The organism is Chitinimonas lacunae (assembly GCF_042650885.1).
Classification (GTDB): Bacteria; Pseudomonadota; Gammaproteobacteria; order Burkholderiales; family Chitinimonadaceae; genus Chitinimonas_A; species Chitinimonas_A lacunae.
The window spans coordinates 1,400,223-1,422,752 of the sequence record NZ_JBHSBU010000001.1 but is presented as its reverse complement, the minus strand read 5'-3'; the positions used below and the strand labels follow the sequence as shown (position 1 = coordinate 1,422,752).

Sequence of the window (22,530 nt, the reverse complement as noted above, 5' to 3'; positions counted from 1 at the left end):
AACCAGCGGCTTTGTAGTGTGCGTTTGTCACGCTGGCCATCTATGCTGGTCCAGCAGTGTTTGCTGATATGTGAAAGGAAGACAACGATGTGGTTGCGTGCTGCGGCCGGTCTGAGCCTGGCCTTGGCGGTTTCCGCCGAAGCGGCGACTTTGCGCGCCTGCTACGAAACCTGGGAGCCCTACGCTTTCAAGAACAACGCTCAACAGCACCAGGGGCTGGCGGTGGAGTTGATCCGCAAGATCGTGGGATCGATGGGGCATCAGGTGGAATTCGACGATGTACCCTATGCCCGCTGTCTGGCGATGGCCGAATCGGGCAATACCGATATCGCCCTGTTCGCCACCCACGAGGAGCTGCCCAAGTTCCACTTCATCAAATCAGCGGTGGGCTTCTGGATTCTGGCCGCTTTCGTGCCGCAGGATTCGCCGCTGAAAAGCTATCGCCAGCTCGACGACTGGAAAGGCAAGACCGTCGGCAAGGTCATCGGTTACAGCTATGGCGACCCGGTGGACAGCTACAAGCAATGGTCAGTACAAAATGCGCCCGATGCTTCGATGAATCTGGCCAAGCTCGATGCTAAACGGGTCGATGTGGTGTTTGAAGACTTGCTATGGGCGCAGCAGGTGGCCGACAAGCGCGGCTTCAGGATCCGCGCCTTGCAGCCCGTGGTGGTCAAGCGCTCCAATGTGATCGGCTTCGCGCCGGCCTATAAGGAGCTGGCTGCCAAGTTCGACAGCGAATTCGCCCGGATGGAGCGGGCGGGTGAGATCAACGCCCTGTTTAAACAATATATGGGCCTTACCTACCGGGAAATCGTGGCCCTGCGCTGATTTCCCATCTCCGGCAGCGCGTCATCGGGCGCGCTGCTCCAGGCATTTGCAGAACCTCCTCTGAGCCCCTGCCAGATCGGCGGCGAAGCCTGCTTCGCCATTCCTTCCTGTCGTCCCGTGGCTCCGCTTGGCCCCGGACCCAGCGATTGACCTGTGCATCCCATCGCTTGCCGGTACGGCAGGCCAAGCCGGACAAGCCAACGGTTACGGCTCATCGGGCGCCAACAGCAGGTCGAGACTGCGACGCGGATGGTTGAGGAAGTCGCGGGTGATCTTGTAATGCTCGGTGTCCTCGTAGGCCACGGCGCTAATGCCCGAGGCGTCGAAGCGATAGATCAGGGCGTCCGGATAGGCGAGCAGGATGGGGGAATGGGTGGCGATCACGAACTGCGAATCCTGATTCACCAACTGATGCAGCCGGCTCAGCATGGCCAGTTGCCGATTGGGCGACAGGGCCGCTTCGGGCTCGTCGAACAGATAAAGGCCCTGGCCGCGCAGCCGGTGCATCAGCAGCGAGAAGAACGATTCGCCATGCGACTGGGCATGGAGCGACAGGCCGCCGTAGCTGTCGCGCAGCGGCGGCCCGCCGCCTTCCTGGTCGAGCCGGTCGATTTCGCTGGCGACGTTGTAAAAGCTCTCTGCCCGCAGAAAGTAGCCGTCACGGGGTTTGCGCAGTCCCCGCGACAAGCGCAGCGCCCGATGCAGCGGTGAATGCGAAGCGTGGGTGGCGAAGTTGAAATTGCGCGAGCCACCTTCGGGGTTGAAGCCCCAGGCGACGGCGATCGCTTCGAGCAGGGTCGATTTGCCCGAGCCGTTTTCGCCGACAAAGAAGGTCACGGCCCGATGCAGCCGTAAGCGGTCGAGTTCGCGTACCGCATCGAGGGCAAATGGATAGGCCGAGAAGTCTTCGACCAGCTCGCGCCGCAGGATGATATCGATCAGATATTGGGTAGAGAGCATTTTTTCTAAATGTTTCATTATCGGCTCTGGATCTTGAAAATATTTGGCGCAAATATTTCTATCTGCCCAGTCCCCGCCAGACGACCCAGCGCAGCCCATCGGATCGTCTTGCCGCGTCGGCGTTCTCAGCCAGCATGGGCTTGTCGCTTGCTGATGCAGCGGCAGGGTCCGGTCTTCCCGGTCCGGACGGGAGAATGCCATGGCTGCCACGCCTGCTGGATCGACTTATAACCCGCTGCTCGAAGGGCCGGTATTGGGGGCTTTGCTCAAACTGGCGATTCCGGTGGTGTTTGCCAATATCCTGCAATCGGTCTATCAGTTGACCGCTGCGTTCTGGGTGGGCCGATTGGGCAGCCATGCCGTGGCGGCGGTCTCCGTCTGTTTTCCGATCACTTTCTTATTGTTTGCGCTCGGTTCGGGGCTTGGCATCGCCGGCTCCACCCTGGTGGCGCAGTATGTGGGGGCACGCAATACCACTATGGTGAACCATGTGGCCGGCCAGACCTTTCTGATGGTGATCGGCAGCTCGCTCCTGCTGTCGCTCGGCGCGCTGGCGCTGGCGCCGTGGCTGTTGCAGCTGGTTGGGGTCACCCCGGTGGTCTATGACGCCTCGCTGGCGTTTCTGCGCATTTCGCTGGCCGGAGTGGTGTTCACCTTCGGCTTTGCCATGTTCCAGGCGCTGATGCGTGGGGTCGGCGAGGTACGGATTCCGCTCTATATCATCGGTGTCACGGTGGTGCTGAATTTCGGGCTGACGCCGCTGTTGATCTTCGGTTGGGGGCCGCTGCCGGGCTGGGGGGTCGAAGGCGCGGCGCTGGCCACCTTGATTACCCAGGCGCTGGCGCTGGCAGCCGGGGTGGTGGTGCTGTTGCGGGGCGATTGGGGCATCCATCTGCGCGGCGCCGATCTGAAGCCCGATCTGCCGTTTATCCGCCGCGCCTTTCTGCTGGGCTTCCCCGCCTCGGTCGAGCTGTCGGCCCGGGCGCTGGGGATGAATATCATGACGTTTCTGGTGACGGGATTCGGCACGCTGGCGATTGCGGCCTATGGGGTCGTCACCAATATCCTGAATTTCGTGATCGTGCCGGCGATGGGGCTGTCGATGGCCACCTCGACCCTGGTGGGGCAGAGCCTCGGCGCCAACCAGCTCGACCGTGCCCGTCAGATTGCCCGCTTGAGTGCCATGATCTCGTTTGTCGGCCTGTCGGTGTTCGGGGTGCTGATCTTTGCCCTGGCCGGGCCGGTGGTGCGGTTCTTTATTCCCGATGACCCGGCCGTGATCGCCAGCGGCACCACTTTCCTGCGCATTGTGGCCTTCAGCTTTGGCTTTATGGGCCTGCAACTGGCGCTGATCGGGGTGTTTCGCGCCTCGGGCAATACCTTCGTCACCATGATTCTGGCGCTGGTGTCGCAATGGGTGCTGCAATTTCCGCTGGCCTTCGTGCTGTCGCGCCAGACGGTGCTCAGTACCGAGGGGCTGTGGTGGTCGTTTCCGGTCACCAATATCCTGACTGCCGTGATTACCTACGCCTGGTTCAAGCGCGGCGACTGGACCCGCAGCCGGCTGGCCCGTGGCAGAAAGCTCAGAAAGCGCATCAACGACGAGATTCTGATCGAAGAAAACCGGGTGGTGTGAGCCGCCCCGGTCAGAAAGTCCAGTTCAGCGACAGCCGGGCAATATAGCGGATCGGCAGATAGTCGTACTCGCTGCCGCGTCGGCCGGAAAAGTGGGTCAGGCCGAAGTTGGCGGTGGCGCTGCGCGAGAGCCGGTAGCTGCCGCCCAGATGGCTCATCACGCTGCCGCCTTCGCCGAAGCGCAACAGCGGCGCAAACGACCAGTTGCCTTCGCTGCCGCGCCATTGCAGAAACAGATAGTGACGGCGGGCGCCGCTCTCGTGCAGTGCGGCCGAATCGGCGTAGAGCTGATAGGCGGCATAGTTGTCAGCCTGCTGCCGATAGGCTGCCAGATCCTGCTCGACCAGTTGGCGGTAACGCTGCCATTGCTGGCGGTCGAGGCCCGCGGCGTCATAGCTCCATTCGGCGATCAGGCTCGAATCGGCGCCAAATGCCCAGGTGGCGCCCAGGACCGATTTCAGATAATGACGCTGATCGTGTTCCCGCCAACGGCCCAGTTGGGCAAATCCGCTGCCGTCGAGCAAGCGTCTATCCATTTCGCGGCTATTGCCGCGGCGGCGGAAAAGCGAGCCGTGCACCACCAGCTCGGGGCGGGCGGTCCAGGAGAAGGTCCCGCCGACCCCGACCCGCCCGCCTGCCGGCTTTTGCGCCACCAGTGCCAGCGCCAGTTGCTCGTTATGCCAGCCCAGGTTGAGCGCGGCCTGCTCCAGCACCCGCTTGCCCCGACTGCGGCGACCGCTGCCGTAGGCGACCGTCAGATCGAACCGCTCATCGAGCCAGGCTGCGGCGACCAGCGGAATGCCCTCGGCCTGTCCCAGGCTGTCGCCAAGGTCGGTCAATTGGTTTTCCCACTGGAAAAAGCCCAGCGGCTGGGCCGATAGCCCTACATCCCAATTCAGAAAGGTCTTGCCCAGCGTGATCACGCCATGCTCGCCCACATTGCGGGCAGTGGCGAGTTCGAGCAGGCGCAGATCGTCGTGATGGCGCCGCTGGCCGCGCTCGGGGTCGATCCGGCGCTGTTCGGCACGGGCCTTGAAGCTGATGCCTTCGAAGCGGCCGTTGATCACGGCGGCGGCCTCGTGTTCCCAGCTCGAGGCCATATGGCTGCCCAGCGCATTGTTGCCGCGCACGGCCGCTGCCGTGCGCTCGCTGCTGCCGATCAGGCTGGTATCGAGATAGTTGTCGGCGCCATGGACCTGAAGCACCAGCGCCGCCAGGGCCAGCAGGCGGCTGCCTGGCTTCATCGCTGCATTTCCAGATAACGCGGGGTGAACCAGGCGTCCGGCACTTCCTTGGCCCGTACCGCTTCGATGGTCAGCCGGGTTCTGCGCTGGTTTTCGCCCGGCTCGGCCAGCAGCCATTCCTCACTGCTCCAGGCCGCCCCCACGCGGCGGTTGCGCACAAACTCGGCGCTTTTGCCGTGTTTGCCGCTGGCGAGGAAATAATGGGCGCGCAATGGTTCCAGATCGGACTGGCGCAGCCAGATCGTCACCTTGCTATAGGTTGCCGCTTCGCTGCGGGCGTCGAGATTGAGCCGCCAGCTGGCCTCGCGGCCTTCGCCTTCGGCGGCGGTGGCGGCGATCTGGTAGTCCTGCGCCAGATTGAGCCGGGCAATATCGCCCAGGCTGGCGTCGCCGAACAGCCGGCTGATCGGCGGCACCTTGATGGCCCGGCGCGAGCCGCCGCCGAGAAACCACATCTCGGTCTGGGTCGACAGCACCTTCTGGCCGCGCTCGGCCGGATCGAGGAATTCCACCAGCGAAGCGCCCTTGCCGTTGTCGAGCACCTTGAAGTTGCGACTGTCGCGCTCGACGCCGTTGTCGATCCGAGCCAGGCGCAGCGATTTCTCGCTGCCGCCGCTTTGGCCGGCCGTGGCGTCAAGCGCCGTCAGAAATTGCTGGGACGTCGGCATCGCCTGGGCGAAGCCTGCGAACAGGGCAAGCAGTAACAGGGAGAGATTACGCATAGTGCAAGGCTTTGATCGGGTCGAGACGGGTGACGCGGCGGCTGGCGAAAAAGGCACTCAGCGTACCCAGCACGCTGACGCCGGCCACCGCTGCCAGCGCCGCCGGCAGGCTGAACAGGAAAAACAGCGGATAGCCTTCGGTCTGGCCGGGCGGCGGCGGCATCTGGATGGCCAGCGCATTGAGGCCCAGCATCAGCAGCCAGCTCAATAGCGCCGCCAGCGTGCCGCCGCCCAGGCCCAGCAGCAGACCTTCGAGCACGAACTGACGGCGGATCTGGGCGCGGCCGATGCCAAGCGACACCAGGGTGCCGATCTCGCGGCTGCGCTCGAGCACGCTCATCAGCACGGCATTGCTGAAGGTGAGCGCCACCACCACAGCGATGATCGCGCCCAATACCGAGAACTGGCGCAGATAAAGGTCGACCAGCTGGTGGTAGAACACGGCCAGTTCGGTCCAGGTCCGGCTTTCGATCCCGAGCCGCTTGGCCACGGGTGCCAGACGCGCCTGGACGGCATCGGTCTGGCCGGTATCGTCGAGCCCCAGTACCAGCCGGTTGATCTTGCCGGTACGGATCAGCTTCTGGGCCAGCTCCAGTGGCACCAGCACCCGGGTCCGGTCTACCTGCGGCACGCCGGTCTTGAGCAGCCCGACCACTTCGACATCGATGGCGTTGAGCCCCGAGGTGGCCGTAGGCGACATCAGCGCCAGCGAATCGCCGACCTTGAGCCCGAGCAGACGCGCCAGATCGTGGCCGATCACGGCGCGGAACGGTTTGTCGCCGGTTCGCTCCAGCCCCTGGCCGTCGATCACCTGGGCGTAATACTGACTGAGCCGGCGCTCTTCGAGCGGCTCCACCCCTTCGCCCAGAAAGATCAGACTGCGCTCGCCGTTGGAGGCCACGCCCTGGAATTCCAGCCGGGGCATCACCATTGCGTAGGGCTCGGCCTTGCCGATGGCTTCACGGATGGCTGCGACAGTGTTGGGGGGAAGGCCGTGTTGCAGCGGATATTCCGAATAGCCGCCGAATTCCTCGGCATGGGCAATTTGCAGATGGCCCAGCCCACCACGGATGGTCGATTCGCGCACCGCTTCAAAGGCGCTCAGCATATAGCCGACTGCCAGCAGCACGGCGATGGTGCCGACCGCTGCAATCGAGATGGTGAAAAGGGAACGGCGCCAGTTGCGCAGCACATTGCGCCAGGCAATTTCGAGCCAGATCATGTCACAAGCCGTCCATCGCGAAGTTCAAGCGTGCGGTCGGCCTGCTGCACCAGTCGAGGATCGTGGGTGGCGACCAGAAACGTCGTCCCGACTTCGCTCGCCAGTTCACGCATCAGACCAAACAGTGCCTGGGCCGACTGACTGTCCAGATTGGCACTGGGCTCATCGGCCAGCACCAGCGCCGGGCGCTTGCACAAGGCCCGCGCCACCCCGACCCGCTGTTGCTGGCCGCCGGAAAGCTGGCTCGGCCGATGGCCCAGCCGGTCGCCCAGACCCACCCGCTCCAGCATCGCCACCGCCCGGCTGCGCCGCTCGATACGGCTGCCACCTTGGGCGAGCAGGGCGATTTCGACGTTTTCCAGCGCCGACAGGCTCGGGATCAGGTTGAACGATTGGAAGATGACGCCCAGGCGACGCGCGCGTATCCACTCGGCCTCGGCGGGCGAGGCATTGTCGATGCGGCGGCCTTCAAAGTGGATCTCCCCCTGATCGGGCCGATCGAGCAGCGCCAGCAGATTGAGCAGCGTCGATTTGCCGCTGCCCGAAGGCCCAAACAGCGCCACCGTTTCAGCGGGGAGCAGATGGAGCGAAACATGGTCGAGCACGGCCAGCCGCTGCCCTTCGCTGCGGTGCCAGCGCGACAGATGCTGCACGGTCAGCAGGGCGCCAGTCGCGGTGGGCTGGCATGGGGTGGCCTTGCCCTGGTGGTCAAGCAGTTCAGTAGACATGGACACGCAACCGGGCCGATTGGCCGTTGAAGGTGAAGCGGGCATCGTCGAACCTGGGCGGCCCCATCTTGCCGACGGCGTCGCGGCTGAAGCCGATCGGCTCGATGGGGGCGCCGAAGTTGTTGACGTCCATCCGATAGTTGCTGTTGCGGTCGTACACCACCTGCAAGGCGTATTCGCCGGCCGGGACGCCGGTCAGTTGTATCGGCTGCGGATTCTTGCTGGCCGGCACCGACTGGTTGTGGCTGCAATGGGGCGTCAGGAATTCGCTCTTCTTGCATAGGCCGATCAACAGCTGACCCTTGCCGGCCATCACATTGGCGACTTCGATTTCGAGGGTTCCGCCGGCGTGGGCCGACAGCGCCAGCAGGGCGGCGAGCACAGGTTTGAGCATGGGGTGTCTCCCGGGAAAGGCGCGCATCAGTCGTTGTTCCGCTTGTTGTGCCAACGGAAGCCGTAGACGGTGAGCAGCAGCGAGACGGTGGTCCAGATCAGTAGCTTCGGCATCAGTTCGCCGATCCGGCTCCACTCGACCGTGGGGGCGATGGCGCCACGCAGCGCGTTGACGAAGTCAGTGAGCGGAAACAGGTTGATCGCCTGGGCGACCCAGCTGGGCAGACCTTGCTGCGGGTAGAACAGATCGCTCAGGAAAATCAGCGGGAAATACAGCAGATTGGTCAGGCCCGTCGCGGCCGTGACACTGGACAGGCGGCTGGACAGGGCCAGGCCGAAGGCAAGGAAGGTGATGGAGCCCATCAGCAGCAGGGACACGATGGCCAGCCATTGCCCCCAGTCGGCCCGCAGATCGAGCCCATAGATGGCGTGGGCCACCAGCAGATAGAACACCGAAAAACCGGTCAGGATAATGACCCGGCTCAGCACGAAGGCCAGCAGGTAGTCGACGCGACCGAGCGGGAACAGATGGAACATCTTGAACACTTCGCGTGCCCGCAGATCGACCAGCACCACGGCAAAGCCGAACAGACAGGTGGCGATGATGGTCATGCCCACCATCCCGGCGACCAGATAGCTGTTGCTCAGGCCGTATTTGTCGCCGCCATACATCCACATGAACAGGTAGAGCATCAGGAAGGGAAAGGCGAAGGTCCAGAAGGCCCCCATCCGATCGCGTCCATAGCGCTTGATCTCCAGTACCAACTGGTAGGCGATTACCTTGATATTCACAATCCACCCTCCCGGCAGGACACGTTTTTCAGCAAGTCATCGTAATCGACCAGCCGCAGGGTATGTCCGGCCGCCCAGTGTTCGGCCAGATTCAGAAAAGCCGTCTTGAACAGTTCGCCTTCTCCGAAGGCCAGCAGGCGGTCATGACTGCTGATCCGGGTGGTGCGCACGGCCGGCAACTGGCTGGCCGCAGCCAGCAGCGGCTCGGCCTGGGCCGGCCCCACCGCCAGTTCGCCGCAATAGGTGCCAAAGCGCGAGGCCATGTAGTTGGCCAAGGGCTCCTGGCCGAGCCGGCCGTTTTCGATCCAGGCCAGTTCGCGCGCCAGTTGCACTTCGCGGGCGATATGCGAGGCATAGAGCACGGTCTTGTCGGCACGGCCGGTAAAGCTGGCGATCAGCGCCAGCGCCCGTTCGACGAACGAGGCGTCCAGCCCGGTGGTCGGTTCGTCCAGCAGCACCAGTTCGGGGTCATGCGACAGCGCGATATACAGATCGACCCGCTGCTTCTCGCCACGCGACAGCCGCTCGTAATAACGGTCGGCAATCGCCGGGATCGCCAATTCCTGGGCGATCTGCGTCGAATGGCGGCCGCGATAGAGCACATGGTGCAGCCCGACCACTTCGGCGACCCGGGTCTTGGCCGGATAGCTCATGGCTTGCAGTTGCACACCGAGCCGGCGTTTGTTCTCTGCCCGCTTGAGCCAGCTCGGCGCCGGCTGGTCTTCGATACGAATCTCACCCTGGGCCAGGGGGCGCAGGCCGAGAATGGCTTCCATCAGTGTCGATTTACCGCCGCCGTTGCGGCCGACCAGCACGGTGGGCTGACCGGGCTTGAGCCGCAGCGACGGGACTTCGAGGGAAAAGGTCTTGCTCTGCAATACGACCCGGTCAAGCTCGATCATGAGGTCACTCCGGAACGGACCGCCGCGGCATGCACCGAGCGCAGCCGGGCGGCCTGTTCAAAACATTGGCGGGCAAACGCAGGGTCGCCGCCCAGGGATGCGGGCATATGGGAAAAGAAGATGCCGGCAGAATGCAGGGTCTCGACATGGTCGGGCGCCAGCGTCAGCGCTTCGCGGTAGCGCTGGCAGGCGGCCTGGTTGGCCAGCCAGATCTGTTCGGGTGCCGTGGTCAGCAGCGCCTGCAAGGTGGCAAGCCAGGCCAGTTGCAGCCGATGTTCCGGCCCGTCCTCGCCATCGCGCTCAGCCGCTTCGAGCAACGGTACGGCCTCGCGTACCGCAGCCTGCTGCGCGGCCGGTTCCATCTGCCGCTCCAGCGCCGGCAACAGCAACTGTCTGGCCAGCAGACGCCGGGCACGGCGCTCGCCGTCCGCAGCCTGCTGACGCAGCCAGCGCAGCGCTTCTTCGAGTTCGGGAAACGGCTGGCCCGCAGCAAGCCGTGCTTCGATCAGATCGAGATTCCAAGCGGTCTTGAAGGTAGTCTTGTTGCCGAACAGCGCTTGATCGGCACCTGCCCAGTCCTGCCCGGTAATCGATTGGAAGACCTGTTCACGCTGTTTCGCTCCGGCCTCGGCGAGCTTGCGGCAGGCCGCCAGCGTGCCGGCCAGACCGAAACGGTTGAACCAGTCATCGATCAGCCGCCAGGCCTGTACGTAGACCAGCTGCTTTTCTTCCTGCGTGCCGGCCAGACCGCCTTGCAGACGGGTCCGTTCCGGCTCGCACTCGATCAGCTCCCGCAGTGAAAAGCACTGCGGGGCTGTGTCGAGCAGCTCGGCAAAGCGCTTGCGCGGCAGTGGGAAGCAATGTTCAGGACAGCGCCGCGCTTCGAAATGGACCGCCAGACCCTCGTCGAGAAAACGGTTGCCGCAGCGGAACAGGCTGTGGAACAGCTCATGGGCCAAGGTGGCGGAGCGCTCGGCGGGCGGACAGTTGCCGGCCAGCAGAATCTGCCCCAGTCCCTCGATTTCATGGATGGTCAGGCTGATCGCTTGCGTGTTGTTGCGCAGATCGACCAGTAACAGGGGCAGCGGCAGGCGGAACAGCACCCGGGCGGCCTTGAGATGGTGTTGCACGGCGCTATGGACCGTGTGCAGCAAGGTGCCGTTGTGGGCCGGTTCGCTCAGATAGAACACGCCATCGAGCCAGTCCAGCTCGGCCTGTTGCTGCCGGACCGCCTCGATTGCCGTGCGAAAGTACCGACCGATGCGCAGCCGGCCCAGAATGGCCAGCCCACGGTCGGTTTCTTCCCGCTCGCCCCCGGGCAGCAGCCCGAGCAGCATCAGACGGGCCAGTTCGTCGATCCGGTAGGGGTCGTCGGCCAGTATGGCGCGGGCGCTTTGCCCGAGGGTGGCGGATGCGCTCATACCGCCTCGTTCCGGCTGGCGAACCAGGGGTCATCGGCGTGCGGATGACCGATGAATACCGAGTGGACCACCGCTTCGTTCACGCCGTCGCAATCGAGCCAGCGGGCGGCGGCATCATCGTCGTAACCGGCATGTACCAGCGAGGACAGGCCGCTGGCGGCGGTGGTGATGCACAGGTTCTGCGCCAGATGACCCGCTTCGAGCAGACACAGCCGATAGCCTCGGTCGTTGTATTTGACCGTGGAGCGGGCAAACACCGACGTCATGAAGACCACCACGGCCGCCTGCGCCAGCAGTTCGCCGACTTCGGCAAAGGCACTGTGCAGCGCATCGAGACTGATATCGCGTTGCAGGATATCGAGCCGATGGTTGAGCGGATCGTAGTGGGTAATCATCGGCTGCTGGCCCTCGACCCGCAGCAGCACCGGATAGACCTCGATCGGATAGAGGCCGCCGCCCGAGGGGTAGTTGCGAAAGTGCAGTTCCACATCGCGATGGCTGGCGGACAGACCTTGACGGGTACAGGCGGCGCCGTGGTACAGCAGATTGGACAGCTCGTTCAGCGTGATCGACTGGCCGTTGAACTGACGCGAGCTGACCCGTCTGGCCAGCGCGGTCGAAGTCGCCATCTCGAGCGGCTCGGCCGAGGGCAGTGCCAGCCTTTCCGCCAGCTGGTAGACCTTGTAGTTGTTGGCGGTCTCGCGGATCGAGCGTTCCTCGATCAGATAGCTGCCGATGCGCAGGCGGTTTTCCAGGTCCTGAGACCAGCGATGCTTGGTGTTTTCGTGAAAGATCTCGTACAGACGATCGGGGTCGGTCGGTTGCGAATTGACCAGAACGGGGGTAGAGGAAGTCATGGGCTAATCCATCTTGTCGGCAGGTTCACGGCGAGGCGCTCAGGGGAAGGGATGCGGGTCGCTGTTGAGCGCACGCGGCCAATCGAGTCCCCAATGGGCCGCGACCTGCTTCAGGCGGCGCGGGTCGCGGTGCTCGGTGCCATAGCCGACATGCAGGGGCTGGAGTCCCGGCACGATCACCTTGACGGTATGGATGCCGATCGAAGCGAGGTCGGCCGGCGTGATATCGACATAGAAGGCTTCGAAGCCGGCCCGCTCGAGCGCGGCGATCGAGGCCGCCAGCCGTTCCGGGATGCTTTCCGTATCGGGCTCGTGCTGGAAGGTCTGCACCGGACCTTCATGGAGGAATTGCAGGCGGTGGCGCTGCTCCGGATGCAGATAAAAGCGCACATGGTGTTCAAAGTCGGAAATCGAGCGCTCGTCGGTCTTCTCGGCGGTACGCGCCAACTCGATGGTCCAGTTGCGGGTGTGATGCGCTTCCATCACCGATTTCAGCAGGGCGGTCATGGCACTGCGGTTGGCCGAGGCGCCCACGGCCACACCACCGGCCTGCTCGGGCGTGAGCAGCGTCAGATAGCACGGCAGGCCCAGATCGGTGCTGATATCGAGCACCCGGATACCGAGGCGGGGAATATTGAGCAATCCAGCCAGACGCGGATCGATATCGGCGCCAAAGCGCAGTTGCGGCGGGCTGTAGCGCAATAGCCAGGCGCTGGTGAAGGAGTCGCGTTCGACCACTTCATTGAGTCCGGACAGGATCGCCTGCTCCAGCGTGGCACCGGCGCCCTGACCGGTACTGAGCTGGGGCAGACACATTTCGCCCGCGAGCCGGGGCACGCAGCCCATCCAGACCTGATAGGCCGGCAGATAGACTTCCCGTCCGTCCTTGAGGCTCTTGCCCGGCGTCCAGCGCAGCGGCTGGTTGCGGGCGAGGCGACGCCAGGGGAAGTCGGGGTTGGCGTACTGGGCTTCGTCGTAGGCGATAAAGCGCGTCATATCGACGGCGGCATCGCCCATTTCGGCGATGCTGGCTTCGACCAGCTCGTCCTCGAAATAGATACCGCTGGCGTAGCGCTCGCAGGCTTCACCCATCACGCTCCACAGGCAGTCCTCGCGGGTAAAGCCGACGCCGTTGGCCTGTACCGTGTAGAAGATCTGCTCGGGCGTGGCATTGCGGGAGAAATACTGCGGTGTGGTACAGGTCGCCGCCGAAATAAACAGAGGCGCTTCGTCGGGTTGCAGCGGCAGATCGACCAGGCGGCGAATGATGCCGGTCTTCGGCGCGACCAGCGCCCGATAGACTTCCTGGAAACGGTCGGAAAACACGGGGTTTTGCATCATCGCCTCCGTGTCTTACAGAAGATTGCGCACGGCGCGCGACGGGCTGAGATGAGCCCGGCCCACGCCGCAGACCGGACAGCGCGGCAATTTCAGTACGCTGGAAATCGTGGACTGATAGCCCAGCAGATCCACTTCCATCACTCGACCCAGCAAGGACAGATGGGTGGTCTTGTGCACGAACTTCAACAGCTCGGTACACAGATAGCTCGCTGCGGCCTGGGCATAGATCTTCGACGGCTCGATGGCCTGCTTGGACTGTCCTTCGCTGGCGACGCCGACGAAATGATCGAATTCCTCGGGAAAGCGCAGATTGCTGCGCAGCCGATGGTGATAGCAGGCAAAGCAGGGGGTTTCCCCGGGCAATACAAAAGGACCGATCCGGGCGTGCGAGTCGGTCAGGGCCGCAAACAGGACCGGATGGCGCGCATCGAGCGCCAGTTTGTTCTGCTCCAGCGCCGAACGGTGGTCGTCGTGGTCGCTACAGACAAGACGGATGAGATTGCTGGCGTCCGCCGGCAGCTCCCCGCCTTCCTGGACTTGAAAGCCCAGCGCACGCAACTGGGCGGCGACGGTCTGGCTCAGCAGGCCGGGCTGGGGCAGGTGAACCGTGATATGCCGGATATCGAAAGTATTCAACAGGTTTTCATAACGATCATTGCTCTCCCGGCTTTTCTCACCTATCCATTCGATCTGGCCAGCCAGCGTATCGATCTGCCAACTGCCGCTGCCCGTCGAATCATCAGCGAAATAGCCACGATCATGGAATAACTCGAGCAGGGCTTCGATTTGCGCCGGGTCAAACCCCTCTGCGCTCAATGCCTGCAATATTTCCTGTTGGTGACGCGATCCATCGCTATAACGGGCCAATGCCTGAACGAGCTTTCCACTGCTGGGGAGGGTGATTTGATCGGCGCTCAGGCGGATCTGGATTTTTTCATTGCTGAGCGGCAACAATTGAAGATTCGGGTGCAGTTTGATAAGCGGGTTCATAGAGATAAAGAGTAGAAATAATCCCTCCGCCATAAAACGTCGTATTTCGGCGTGCTGAAATCGGCGTCGATATGGCAGGGCGAAAGATGCCTTTTGTCGAGTCCGGGTTTTGCCGCATCAATGCAATGCGGCAAAACCCCATGGGAATGGTCAGGTCAAATTCATCACGGCACGGGTAAATAGTGTCTCGATGAAGAGTTACGGCTTTGCTTGCTCATCTGGGCCGTAAAACGATCCAACCAGAATCAGACCGGCTGGTTTTCCACGGGAGCCGGCGTATTGCCGCTGCCGCTACAGCAGCAACAGGTCGAAGTCGTGGTGCAGCAACGACCGGAAACATCCATGCCAACGGTCATACCGGCGACATCTTCCTCGCGGGATACATAGAACTCGATCAGGGATTGCTTATTCATCTCTATCTTCTCCTTTTTTGGATTTTTTGCTTGTATCAGCCGTAAAGGACGGCTGGATAGGCATTTTAATTACCCATCAGTCGTGCCAGCCCCAGCTTGCTGCCAGGGCTGCCCCTGCTGTCAGCATTTCGTTCAAGAGGGGGCGACCTCAAGGGTCTTACTGCTGGAATCAGACCGGCTGGTTTTCCACCGGAGCCGGGGTACGACCGCCGCCACTACCACAGCAGCTACAGCAGGTCGTGGTCGTGGTGGTGCAACGACCAGCGACATCGACACCCACTGCCAGACCGGTGACATCTTCTTCACGCGACACATAGAACTCGATCAGGGACTGCTTGCTCATCTCTATTTCTCCTTTTTAATAACTCTTCCGGTGACCATTAAAATGGTTGGGCCGGAATTGCGGTTAAGAGTCTACAGCGGTTATTTCACGCCGCCACCGAATCGTCTGGAGAAAAATTGGCGTGACTATCCTGTTCCGCCTGGTAAAGACGAAATGGGCGATGCACATCAATTCTGGCTCTGTTGTCGAAAGGAGGGCTGGCGCGGCAATTGCCGTTTTGACGCATTCGGCGCCTGCATAGCGCTTGTGCGGAAGAAGGAATCGTGGGCTGGGCACGGAGGATATAAGTCAATTTTCGAGCTGTATATCTTTAAACAAGGCAATGCCAAAAAGGCGGTATTGCTTTGCTCGTGACCGAGCATTTAAATGCCTTCATCATTAAAACTGCAATCGCTAAAAAAGTGTATCTAGGGGAAAATTTTCCGTCAAGAGAATAGATGAATTGAAATTGGCGGCCGGTAATTTTTTGCTGTGCACAAATTGCACGAAAGATCAAAAATCAAAAGGTGACGATGACTTTACATCTATTTTTGCACTGAAGTGCATTATATGTGGGCGGAAATAGAAGTATTCTTTCTCGAGAATTACTTGAGTATTACAATTTGTACTGATGAATAATAATCGTTAATGCATCGGCCCAATGGGCGGAAGACGAAAAAGCCCGGCCGCCTGCGCTGATCACGCGGTGGCCGGGCTTCAATGCAACGGTTCGGGGTGGCTCTAGCGGCGCAAGACAGGCCAGAAGGCAAGCCGGCCCAGCGTCTGGTCGAGCAGCCAGATCAGCAGCAACGACCCGAGCAGTAGCGGAAACAGCAGGCCCAATCCCAGCAGCACAAGGGCGCCGAGTTTCCACGGCGGTGTGGCCGCACTGGCGGTCGGCGCCCCCAGCCGGCCATATGGCCGGCGCAGCCACCAGATCAGCACGCCCGACACGGCCACCAGCAAGACCACCAGACAGGCCAGCGTCATCAGCAGCTTATTGGCCCAGCCAAACAGTTTGCCTTCATGAAACGCCACTCCCAGCTCGACGGCTTTCGGCACCCAGCCATAGTTGCGGAAACTGATGCTTGCAAGTACCGCACCGCTGTATTGGTCGATATGCAGGGTCTGCTCCTGACGAGGATCGTTCGGGAAGACCGACACCGTATAGACCCCGTCCGCGTCACCCGGCAGGCTGATGCTATAGCCGGCTGCGACCCGGTATCGGGTGGCGATGCTGATGAGATGGTCGAGGCCAACGCCTGGCCGGGTAGCGCCACCGAGCGCCGCACCATGATGGGCATGACCGGTCGAGTGTGGCAGCGGTGTCTGTTCCACCGCCCAGGGCACGGTCTGACCGGCGACATTGAGCGTGACCGCCTTGCGGGTCGATTTCGGCACCTCGTTCCACATCTGGGCAGGAAAACGGCTCCAGACCGCAGCAAAGCGCTCGCCCCAGAAGCCGGTCCACGGCATGCCGCTCAGCAACATAAAAGCGAGCAGCAAGGCGCCCCAGAACGCCGTCACCGCGTGCAGATCGCGCCAGAACAGGCGGCCGGTGGCATGGAATCTCGGATACAGCACGCCGGCCATACCACGGCCGCGCGGCCAGTGCAGATACAGGCCGGACGCCAACAGCACCAATCCCCAGCTCGCCGCCAGCTCGATCAGCAGATCGCCCGTGTCACCGATCAGCAAGGTGCCATGGAGCCGGCGGGCAACCGCCTGGAGATTCCAGGTTTCGTCGCGGCTGCCCAGAATCTGCGCCGTCGCCGGATCGACAAACACGGTAAGCGGACCTTGCGAGGTATTGAGTACGAACTCGCTGCTGCGGTCGGGAGCCGGCGGCGGGATGAATTTCTGCACCGTCGCCCCGGGCCAGGCCGCCCGGACGGCAGCTAACTGCTGCTCGGCAGCAAGTGGCGCGGCGGGTGTGACGAATAGCCGGTCGGCATACATCCAGCCATCGAGCTGGGGCTTATACAGATAGATCAGCCCGGTCAGCGCCAGCAGCACCATGATGGGCGCCACCAGCAAGCCGGCATAGAAGTGCCAGCGCCAGGCCACGGCATAAAAACGCGGGGGTTTACCGGAAATCACAGAGGAGACCGCCATCGATTTGCCTTGCGCAACAGGAAGGCGGGGGATTTTAGCGGGCACCGGGTGAGCGGGACTGCGACGGAATGTCACAGGTGTAGCGGCTTACTCTTTATCTCTGTTTGGGAAGAGGTGAAAGGGGCAGTTGCGGCTATCTCGGCTTCACGTTTGGGCGTCCTGTTCATCGTCTGGCTCCGAATAGCAGACATACCGCCGCTTGCCTCCAAACTTGGCCTGATACATGGCGATATCGGCCAGTCGGCGCAAGGTGGGGGCGTCCATGGCGTGGTCGGGGCAGAGGGCGATGCCGATCGAGGCGTTGATATTGACTTCGCCGCCGGGCAGCAAGATGGGTTCGGACAGCGCCGTCAGAATTTTTTCTGCGACCTGTTCGGCATCGGAGGCGTCGTGAATATTGGCCAGCAGCACAATGAATTCATCGCCGCCCTGGCGCGAGACGGTGTCGGAAGCCCGGACACAGCCGACCAGCCGTTTCGCCACCGTGCTCAGCAGCACATCGCCGCCGTCATGGCCGAAGTTGTCGTTGACCCGCTTGAAATCGTCGAGATCGATAAACATCAGCGCCAGCCGGCCGCCGATCCGTTGCCGCTGCTTGAGCGCATGGTCGATATGCTCGGCAAACAGAAAACGGTTGGGCAGCGCAGTCAGGGTGTCGTAGAAGGCCAGATAGAGTACCCGCTCCTCGTTGAGCTTGCGGGCGGTGATGTCATTGACCAGGGCAAACAGCGAGGTGATACGGCCATCGCTATCCGTGACGGCCGACAGGCTGATCTCGCAGGTGATGTGCTCGCCCGTGGCACGGCGCAGGCCCAGCTCGAAACGGCGGTAAGGCGAGGTATTCCACAGCTTGCGCGCCTCCTGCAATGTCTCGAGGCTCGCGTCGGTGATCACGTCCTCGGGCTTGAGCTTGAGCAGCTCGTCACGCGGGTAGCACAACAGCTCGCACAGGGCAGGATTGACATCGAGCAGCTCGCCGCTTTCCGCATCGAACAAGGCATAGCCTTCATTGGCGGCTTCAAGCACGCGCCGATGACGGGTTTCGCTTTCACGCAGCGCTTCTTCGATCAGACGGCGTTCGTGGATATCGGTGATGGTGACGATCAGCAGGGACCGATTGGTCGTTTCGGTCAGCCGCGCAGCCAGCAGTACCCAGACCCGCTGCCCCGCCGCCAGCCGCAGCCGTGCCTCGAACTGGCGCACAAAGCCGTTATTGCGGGCGATCAACAGGAATTGGCGCGCCAGGCTGGGATTGTCGAACAGATCACGCAAGGCGGGCGTTTCGGCCGATAAGCCCAGCGTATCGCGCGCCAGGATATTGGTAGCCAGAATGCTGCCATTCTCGGCATCGACCGCCAGCACCGGCAACGGTGCCAGTTGGGCCATTTCGGCAATCAGATGGTTGGCAGTGGAAAACTCCGGCTTCATGGCACTGGCCCTGCTGGCTATTTGGAACAACTATAGGCATGGCATGCCGTTTGCGCAGGGGCCCGGCGTGGTTTAGCTTACCTCCGGCTCCGCAGGTGGCGGAGGGAGAGATTGAGATGGAAGACAGAAAGATCCACTGGGAAACGGTCTACCAGACCAGATCGGCCGAGGACGTCAGTTGGTACAGCCCTTGTCTGCCTACCTCGCTGCGCTTGATCGGACAGGTGGCGTCCGGGCCGCAGACCGCGATTCTCGATGTCGGCGGCGGTGCGGCAACGCTGGTCGATCATCTGCTGGCAGCCGGCTATCAGCGGCCAGGGGTGCTCGACGTTTCGGCCGCCGCGCTGCAAACCGCCCGGCAGCGGCTGGCCGAGCGGGCGGCCGAGGTCGATTGGCTGGCCGCCGATATCGTGACGGCAGCACTGCCTGCCGCCCGCTACGACATCTGGCATGACCGGGCCGTGTTCCATTTCCTGACTGACGAAGCCGAGCGGCAGGGGTATCTGCGCCAGCTCCAGCATGCACTCAAACCGGGCGGTCATCTGATCATGGCCACCTTCGGACCCGAGGGTCCGCTGCGTTGCAGCGGTCTTGACGTAGTGCGCTATGACGCGGCCTCGCTGTCGGCCTGCCTGGGCGAGCGCTTCACGCTGCTCGACAGCCTGATCGAATCGCACCACACGCCGTTTGGTACCGAACAGCAGTTCTTTTATGGACTGTATCGTCTGCAATAGGGGCGGACCGGGACGGTCGGGCGATACAGCGTAGAGACGGACAAAAAGAAAATTTCAGGAAAAACGTCTGCTAGATTTGGTGCAGAAAAAATTAAAAATAAATATTTATGGCTCAATCAGAGGCAACCAGTCGGTCAGCCCGCAAACTGGCTCGACCGCCACTCAGGCCGGTTCGCCTTGGCGCTCGTCGCCGCCTTGCAGACAAGACAGCCAGCCCAGCCGTGCCAGTCGGTTCCAGGCCTGATTGATATGGCTGGCCGTAAAGCGATACGGCGTGGCACGTTGCCAGCGCTGGATCAGCCTGAGCGCCATTTCCTGGTCGGTCGCCGGCAATTCGCCAGCGCGGCCGCCACGATGGGCCACCCAGTGGACGGCCGATAGCAGGGCCAATCCATAGGGCGTTTCATAACTTTCGATCAGTCGTGACACTTCCGACAGCCGTCGTTGCGAATCGGGCAGCCGTCCGATCAGGGCACGCACGGCTTCGCGCACCTCGGGCTGCACGCTGTAGGTGTCGTTGCTTTCGTCGTGGCGCAGATAGTGGCCATCGAGCCCGGCCCAGAAGCGGCCCGGTTTGCCCAGGGTCAGGCCGTGGTCGGCCGGTTCGAAATAGAGCCGCAGCGGCTCGCCCGCTTCCTGAAGGAAATAGGCCAGGGTCTGAACTTCCCGCGCCGTCTGCGGATAACCCAACGCCGCATAGTCATCGACCAGCGCCAGCAACATGGCACGCGCCGGAGTGAGCGGCGGATAGGCCGGTTTCGGCTCGTGGCGGTCGAGGTCGGATTCGAACAGCAGCACCCTGACTTCGGGCAGCTCGGCAAAGGCCTGCGACAGCAGGGTATGCACGGTGGAGACGGCCAGCCCGCACGGTGCAGTCAGCGCCAGCGAATTGATGCCGAGCCGGCGGACCGTGGTGCTGAGCGCGGCGAGACTCGCTTGCAGGGTTTCGACGCACGGTTCGCTGTGGCGTGCCGGGACAATCGCCAGATTGAGCAGATAACGCGGATTGATCAGGCCATGGCAGCCATACACCACGATCTGCTCGGGCGAGATGCGGCGGGCCCGGCCGGCGGCCAGGCAGAGTGCGGCATTGTCGGGGAAGGCTTTTTTGAACCGCTGACCAGCGCGACCCATCGCGTGACCGGCCGCATCGATGGTATTGACCAGCGCTTCGACATCGGCTTCGAACGGACTGCCTTGGGCGGTTTCGATCATGGTCACGGCCTTTCGCGGATCAGGGGCGATACCAGCCCGGCCGGACCACGACCTTGGGCTGGGCGCGACGGGGATAACGCGCGAGCAGCGATTCGACCTGATAGCCGATATCGCCATCGGGCACGGCGATCCCCCTGATCAGCGCCCAGGGTAGCGACTGCCAGACCAGCAGACGCGCTTGCTTGCGCCGGCGCTGGTCATCGTCAGCAGGGCTTTCCCAGGGGGGTGTCTTGACCGCGTCCCAGTCGATTCGATCGAGCCGGGCCGGGTCATCGTACCAATCGGTATAACCAACGGCAGGGTCGCCATCGCTGAACACGAATTCGATCCGCTTGTCGGTCAGAACCTGCAATGTGGTGAGCAGATAAATCAGGATAGGCGAGTCAGCGCCATCAGGTGGGGCATCTTGGATAAACGTTGCCAACGCCGGCGGCGCCGGACCGAAGTCAAAGCCCAGATAATCGTCGCTGCTGCCGCCGCGAGCGCCAGGCACGGCGAATTGCCGCCGTCCGGCCGGCCGGGCCACAGCAGGGTCAAACGAGGGGAGGGTCAGCCCATCTTCGGGTTGATGGGCCGGGGCATGCAAGCCGCCTCGGCGCAGCAGCGGGGCGAGCTGGCCGAGCGGGACCAGACGGTAGAGCCACAGCGGCGAAGGCGGGGTGGTCATGGGGCGGAAGCGTATCCGGCCCGTGCGGTCAGCACCGCTCGTAGACCATATGACGGTAGCTGAACGATTCGCCCTGCTGTTCCTGCCGCGCCTGCTCGCGGAATTGTTCGCGCGGCCAGGCGGGGAAAAAGGCGTCGCCTTCGAAATCGGCGTCGATCTCGGTCAGGTAGAGCCGGTCGGCCAGCGGCAGCGCCTGGGCATAGATCTGGCCGCCGCCCATGATGAAGATCTCGTCGGCAGGGCCGGCTGCGGCGAGCGCTTCCTCCAGACTGTGCACCACCGTGATGCCCTCGACCTGCCAGTCGATCTGGCGGGTGATCACGATATTGTGGCGGTTGGGCAGCGGACGGCCGATCGAGTCGAAGGTCTTGCGTCCCATCACCACCGGATGGCCGCTGGTGACCGATTTGAAATAGCGCAGATCGGCCGGCAGATGCCAGGGCATGGCATTGTCGCGGCCCACCGTGCCGTTGCGGGCTACCGCAGCGATCAGGGAAATCAGCGGCATCGGCAGCTCCTCGTCAGACCGCCACCGCCGCCTTGATGGCGGGATGCGGATCATAGCCTTCAAGCGTGAAATCTTCGTATTCGAAGGCAAACAGGTCGCGACGCTCGGGGTTGAGCATCAGCGTCGGCAGCGGACGCGGCTCACGCAACAGTTGCAGCTTCACCTGCTCCTGGTGATTGGCATAGATATGGCAGTCGCCGCCGGTCCAGACGAACTCACCCGGTTGCAAGCCGCAGACCTGGGCCACCATCAGCACCAACAGCGAGTAGGAGGCGATATTGAACGGCACGCCGAGGAACAGATCGGCCGAGCGCTGGTAGAGCTGGCAGGACAGCCGGCCATTGGCCACATAGAACTGGAACAGGGCGTGACACGGCGGCAAGGCCATCTCGTCGATCTGACCCACATTCCAGGCCGAAACGATCAGACGGCGTGAATCAGGGTTGGTCTTGATCTGCTGGATCACCTGGCTGATCTGATCGATATGCTGCCCGTCAGCCGTGGGCCAGGAACGCCATTGATAGCCATACACCGGCCCCAGCTCGCCGTTTTCATCGGCCCACTCGTCCCAGATGCTGACGCCGTGCTCCTGCAACCAACGCACATTGGTCTCACCGCGCAGGAACCATAACAGTTCATAGGCAATGGATTTGAAGTGGACTTTCTTGGTCGTCACCAGCGGGAAGCCGGCAGCGAGGTCAAAGCGCAGCTGCCGGCCAAATACCGAACGGGTACCGGTACCGGTACGGTCGGTCTTGTCGGTGCCGTGGTCGAGGACGTCTTGCAGTAGGGCGAGATAGGGTTGCATCGAAGGTCTGCGGAGCAAAGTCAGCCCGCGATTCTAGCGACTTAGGGACAGGCTCACCACACTTCGGCCGCGCCTTCCTCGCTAAGCTGTTGATTTTGATGGGTATCCAAAAACCAATGCCTTTCCCGCCCATCTGTCCTCAATTCGGCCGCCGATAGCAAGACAAAGCCGAGGGTTGTCTCCCGATGGACAAGCCCTATAACACTGCAAATCTCCCGGTCGGCATGAATTGATTCACGATTATATCCTGCATATGCAGTATGACAACGCCTCAGTGCTGCG

At 62.4% G+C, this 22,530-nt stretch carries 24 protein-coding genes; 4 read left to right on the top strand and 20 right to left on the bottom strand.

Features of this window, described 5'->3' with window-relative positions; all coding sequences use genetic code 11:
- Positions 1-87 precede the first annotated feature (87 nt).
- Positions 88-831, top strand: a complete 744-nt coding sequence (locus ACFOW7_RS06090) for a substrate-binding periplasmic protein (protein WP_378162126.1) — start codon at positions 88-90, stop codon at positions 829-831.
- A 204-nt stretch (positions 832-1,035) separates the two neighbouring features.
- Here the strand turns inward: ACFOW7_RS06090 and ACFOW7_RS06085 are convergent, their stop codons facing one another.
- Complete coding sequence (locus tag ACFOW7_RS06085; protein ID WP_378162124.1) at positions 1,036-1,791, bottom strand: AAA family ATPase; 756 nt, start codon at positions 1,789-1,791, stop codon at positions 1,036-1,038.
- 199 nt (positions 1,792-1,990) lie between these two features.
- Between ACFOW7_RS06085 and ACFOW7_RS06080 the strand changes: the two genes are divergently transcribed.
- Positions 1,991-3,427, top strand: a complete 1,437-nt coding sequence (locus ACFOW7_RS06080; protein ID WP_378162122.1) for an MATE family efflux transporter — start codon at positions 1,991-1,993, stop codon at positions 3,425-3,427.
- 10 nt (positions 3,428-3,437) lie between these two features.
- Here the strand turns inward: ACFOW7_RS06080 and ACFOW7_RS06075 are convergent, their stop codons facing one another.
- From ACFOW7_RS06075 to ACFOW7_RS06015, 13 genes are all read right to left on the bottom strand, one after another.
- Positions 3,438-4,670 carry a hypothetical protein gene (locus ACFOW7_RS06075; RefSeq protein ID WP_378162120.1) on the bottom strand — a complete coding sequence of 411 codons (1,233 nt, stop codon included), beginning with the start codon at positions 4,668-4,670 and terminating at the stop codon, positions 3,438-3,440.
- The gene (locus ACFOW7_RS06070) at positions 4,667-5,392 is read right to left on the bottom strand and encodes an outer membrane lipoprotein-sorting protein (RefSeq protein ID WP_378162118.1); all 726 of its coding nucleotides are present in this window, start codon (positions 5,390-5,392) and stop codon (positions 4,667-4,669) included. Before ACFOW7_RS06070 ends, ACFOW7_RS06075 begins: the two co-directional genes overlap by 4 nt.
- Positions 5,385-6,614, bottom strand: coding sequence for an ABC transporter permease (locus ACFOW7_RS06065; RefSeq protein WP_378162116.1), 1,230 nt, complete (start codon positions 6,612-6,614; stop codon positions 5,385-5,387). Before ACFOW7_RS06065 ends, ACFOW7_RS06070 begins: the two co-directional genes overlap by 8 nt.
- Positions 6,611-7,342: an ABC transporter ATP-binding protein gene (locus ACFOW7_RS06060; RefSeq protein ID WP_378162114.1), complete on the bottom strand. Its 732-nt coding sequence runs from the start codon at positions 7,340-7,342 to the stop codon at positions 6,611-6,613. The genes ACFOW7_RS06065 and ACFOW7_RS06060 overlap by 4 nt, the downstream gene beginning before the upstream one ends.
- A complete protein-coding gene (locus ACFOW7_RS06055; RefSeq protein WP_378162112.1) occupies positions 7,332-7,736 on the bottom strand; it encodes a DUF2141 domain-containing protein in 405 nt (134 codons plus the stop codon). The genes ACFOW7_RS06060 and ACFOW7_RS06055 overlap by 11 nt, the downstream gene beginning before the upstream one ends.
- A gap of 26 nt (positions 7,737-7,762) precedes the next feature.
- Positions 7,763-8,527, bottom strand: coding sequence for an ABC transporter permease (locus tag ACFOW7_RS06050; protein ID WP_378162110.1), 765 nt, complete (start codon positions 8,525-8,527; stop codon positions 7,763-7,765).
- Positions 8,524-9,429: an ATP-binding cassette domain-containing protein gene (locus ACFOW7_RS06045; RefSeq protein ID WP_378162108.1), complete on the bottom strand. Its 906-nt coding sequence runs from the start codon at positions 9,427-9,429 to the stop codon at positions 8,524-8,526. The genes ACFOW7_RS06050 and ACFOW7_RS06045 overlap by 4 nt, the downstream gene beginning before the upstream one ends.
- Positions 9,426-10,850 carry a hypothetical protein gene (locus ACFOW7_RS06040; protein WP_378162106.1) on the bottom strand — a complete coding sequence of 475 codons (1,425 nt, stop codon included), beginning with the start codon at positions 10,848-10,850 and terminating at the stop codon, positions 9,426-9,428. The genes ACFOW7_RS06045 and ACFOW7_RS06040 overlap by 4 nt, the downstream gene beginning before the upstream one ends.
- The gene (locus ACFOW7_RS06035) at positions 10,847-11,707 is read right to left on the bottom strand and encodes a SagB/ThcOx family dehydrogenase (protein ID WP_378162104.1); all 861 of its coding nucleotides are present in this window, start codon (positions 11,705-11,707) and stop codon (positions 10,847-10,849) included. Before ACFOW7_RS06035 ends, ACFOW7_RS06040 begins: the two co-directional genes overlap by 4 nt.
- A gap of 39 nt (positions 11,708-11,746) precedes the next feature.
- The gene (locus tag ACFOW7_RS06030; protein ID WP_378162102.1) at positions 11,747-13,048 is read right to left on the bottom strand and encodes a YcaO-like family protein; all 1,302 of its coding nucleotides are present in this window, start codon (positions 13,046-13,048) and stop codon (positions 11,747-11,749) included.
- A 12-nt stretch (positions 13,049-13,060) separates the two neighbouring features.
- Positions 13,061-14,002 carry a TOMM precursor leader peptide-binding protein gene (locus ACFOW7_RS06025; RefSeq protein ID WP_378162100.1) on the bottom strand — a complete coding sequence of 314 codons (942 nt, stop codon included), beginning with the start codon at positions 14,000-14,002 and terminating at the stop codon, positions 13,061-13,063.
- A 281-nt stretch (positions 14,003-14,283) separates the two neighbouring features.
- Positions 14,284-14,451, bottom strand: a complete 168-nt coding sequence (locus ACFOW7_RS06020) for a hypothetical protein (protein ID WP_378162098.1) — start codon at positions 14,449-14,451, stop codon at positions 14,284-14,286.
- A 169-nt stretch (positions 14,452-14,620) separates the two neighbouring features.
- A complete protein-coding gene (locus ACFOW7_RS06015) occupies positions 14,621-14,794 on the bottom strand; it encodes a hypothetical protein (protein WP_378162096.1) in 174 nt (57 codons plus the stop codon).
- A 42-nt stretch (positions 14,795-14,836) separates the two neighbouring features.
- Here ACFOW7_RS06015 and ACFOW7_RS06010 point away from each other — a divergent pair, with 42 nt between their 5' ends.
- Entirely contained in the window at positions 14,837-15,148 is a 312-nt protein-coding gene (locus tag ACFOW7_RS06010) for a hypothetical protein (protein WP_378162094.1), read from the top strand.
- Positions 15,149-15,514: 366 nt separating this feature from the next.
- Here the strand turns inward: ACFOW7_RS06010 and ACFOW7_RS06005 are convergent, their stop codons facing one another.
- A complete protein-coding gene (locus ACFOW7_RS06005) occupies positions 15,515-16,888 on the bottom strand; it encodes a PepSY-associated TM helix domain-containing protein (RefSeq protein ID WP_378162092.1) in 1,374 nt (457 codons plus the stop codon).
- Between the two features lie 144 nt (positions 16,889-17,032).
- Positions 17,033-18,316: a diguanylate cyclase domain-containing protein gene (locus ACFOW7_RS06000; RefSeq protein WP_378162090.1), complete on the bottom strand. Its 1,284-nt coding sequence runs from the start codon at positions 18,314-18,316 to the stop codon at positions 17,033-17,035.
- Between the two features lie 116 nt (positions 18,317-18,432).
- On the opposite strand from ACFOW7_RS06000, the gene ACFOW7_RS05995 reads away from it, so the two are divergent.
- Complete coding sequence (locus ACFOW7_RS05995) at positions 18,433-19,050, top strand: class I SAM-dependent methyltransferase (protein WP_378162088.1); 618 nt, start codon at positions 18,433-18,435, stop codon at positions 19,048-19,050.
- Positions 19,051-19,212: 162 nt separating this feature from the next.
- Here ACFOW7_RS05995 and ACFOW7_RS05990 read toward each other — a convergent pair whose 3' ends face one another.
- Genes ACFOW7_RS05990 through ACFOW7_RS05975 form a run of 4 tightly spaced genes read right to left on the bottom strand, consistent with a single transcriptional unit; the run spans position 19,213 to position 22,248 of the window.
- A complete protein-coding gene (locus ACFOW7_RS05990) occupies positions 19,213-20,265 on the bottom strand; it encodes a hypothetical protein (protein ID WP_378162086.1) in 1,053 nt (350 codons plus the stop codon).
- A 19-nt stretch (positions 20,266-20,284) separates the two neighbouring features.
- Complete coding sequence (locus ACFOW7_RS05985; protein WP_378162084.1) at positions 20,285-20,932, bottom strand: DUF4433 domain-containing protein; 648 nt, start codon at positions 20,930-20,932, stop codon at positions 20,285-20,287.
- Between the two features lie 28 nt (positions 20,933-20,960).
- Positions 20,961-21,440, bottom strand: coding sequence for a dihydrofolate reductase (locus ACFOW7_RS05980; RefSeq protein ID WP_378162082.1), 480 nt, complete (start codon positions 21,438-21,440; stop codon positions 20,961-20,963).
- A 13-nt stretch (positions 21,441-21,453) separates the two neighbouring features.
- A complete protein-coding gene (locus ACFOW7_RS05975; RefSeq protein ID WP_378162080.1) occupies positions 21,454-22,248 on the bottom strand; it encodes a thymidylate synthase in 795 nt (264 codons plus the stop codon).
- Between the last annotated feature and the right edge of the window lie 282 nt (positions 22,249-22,530).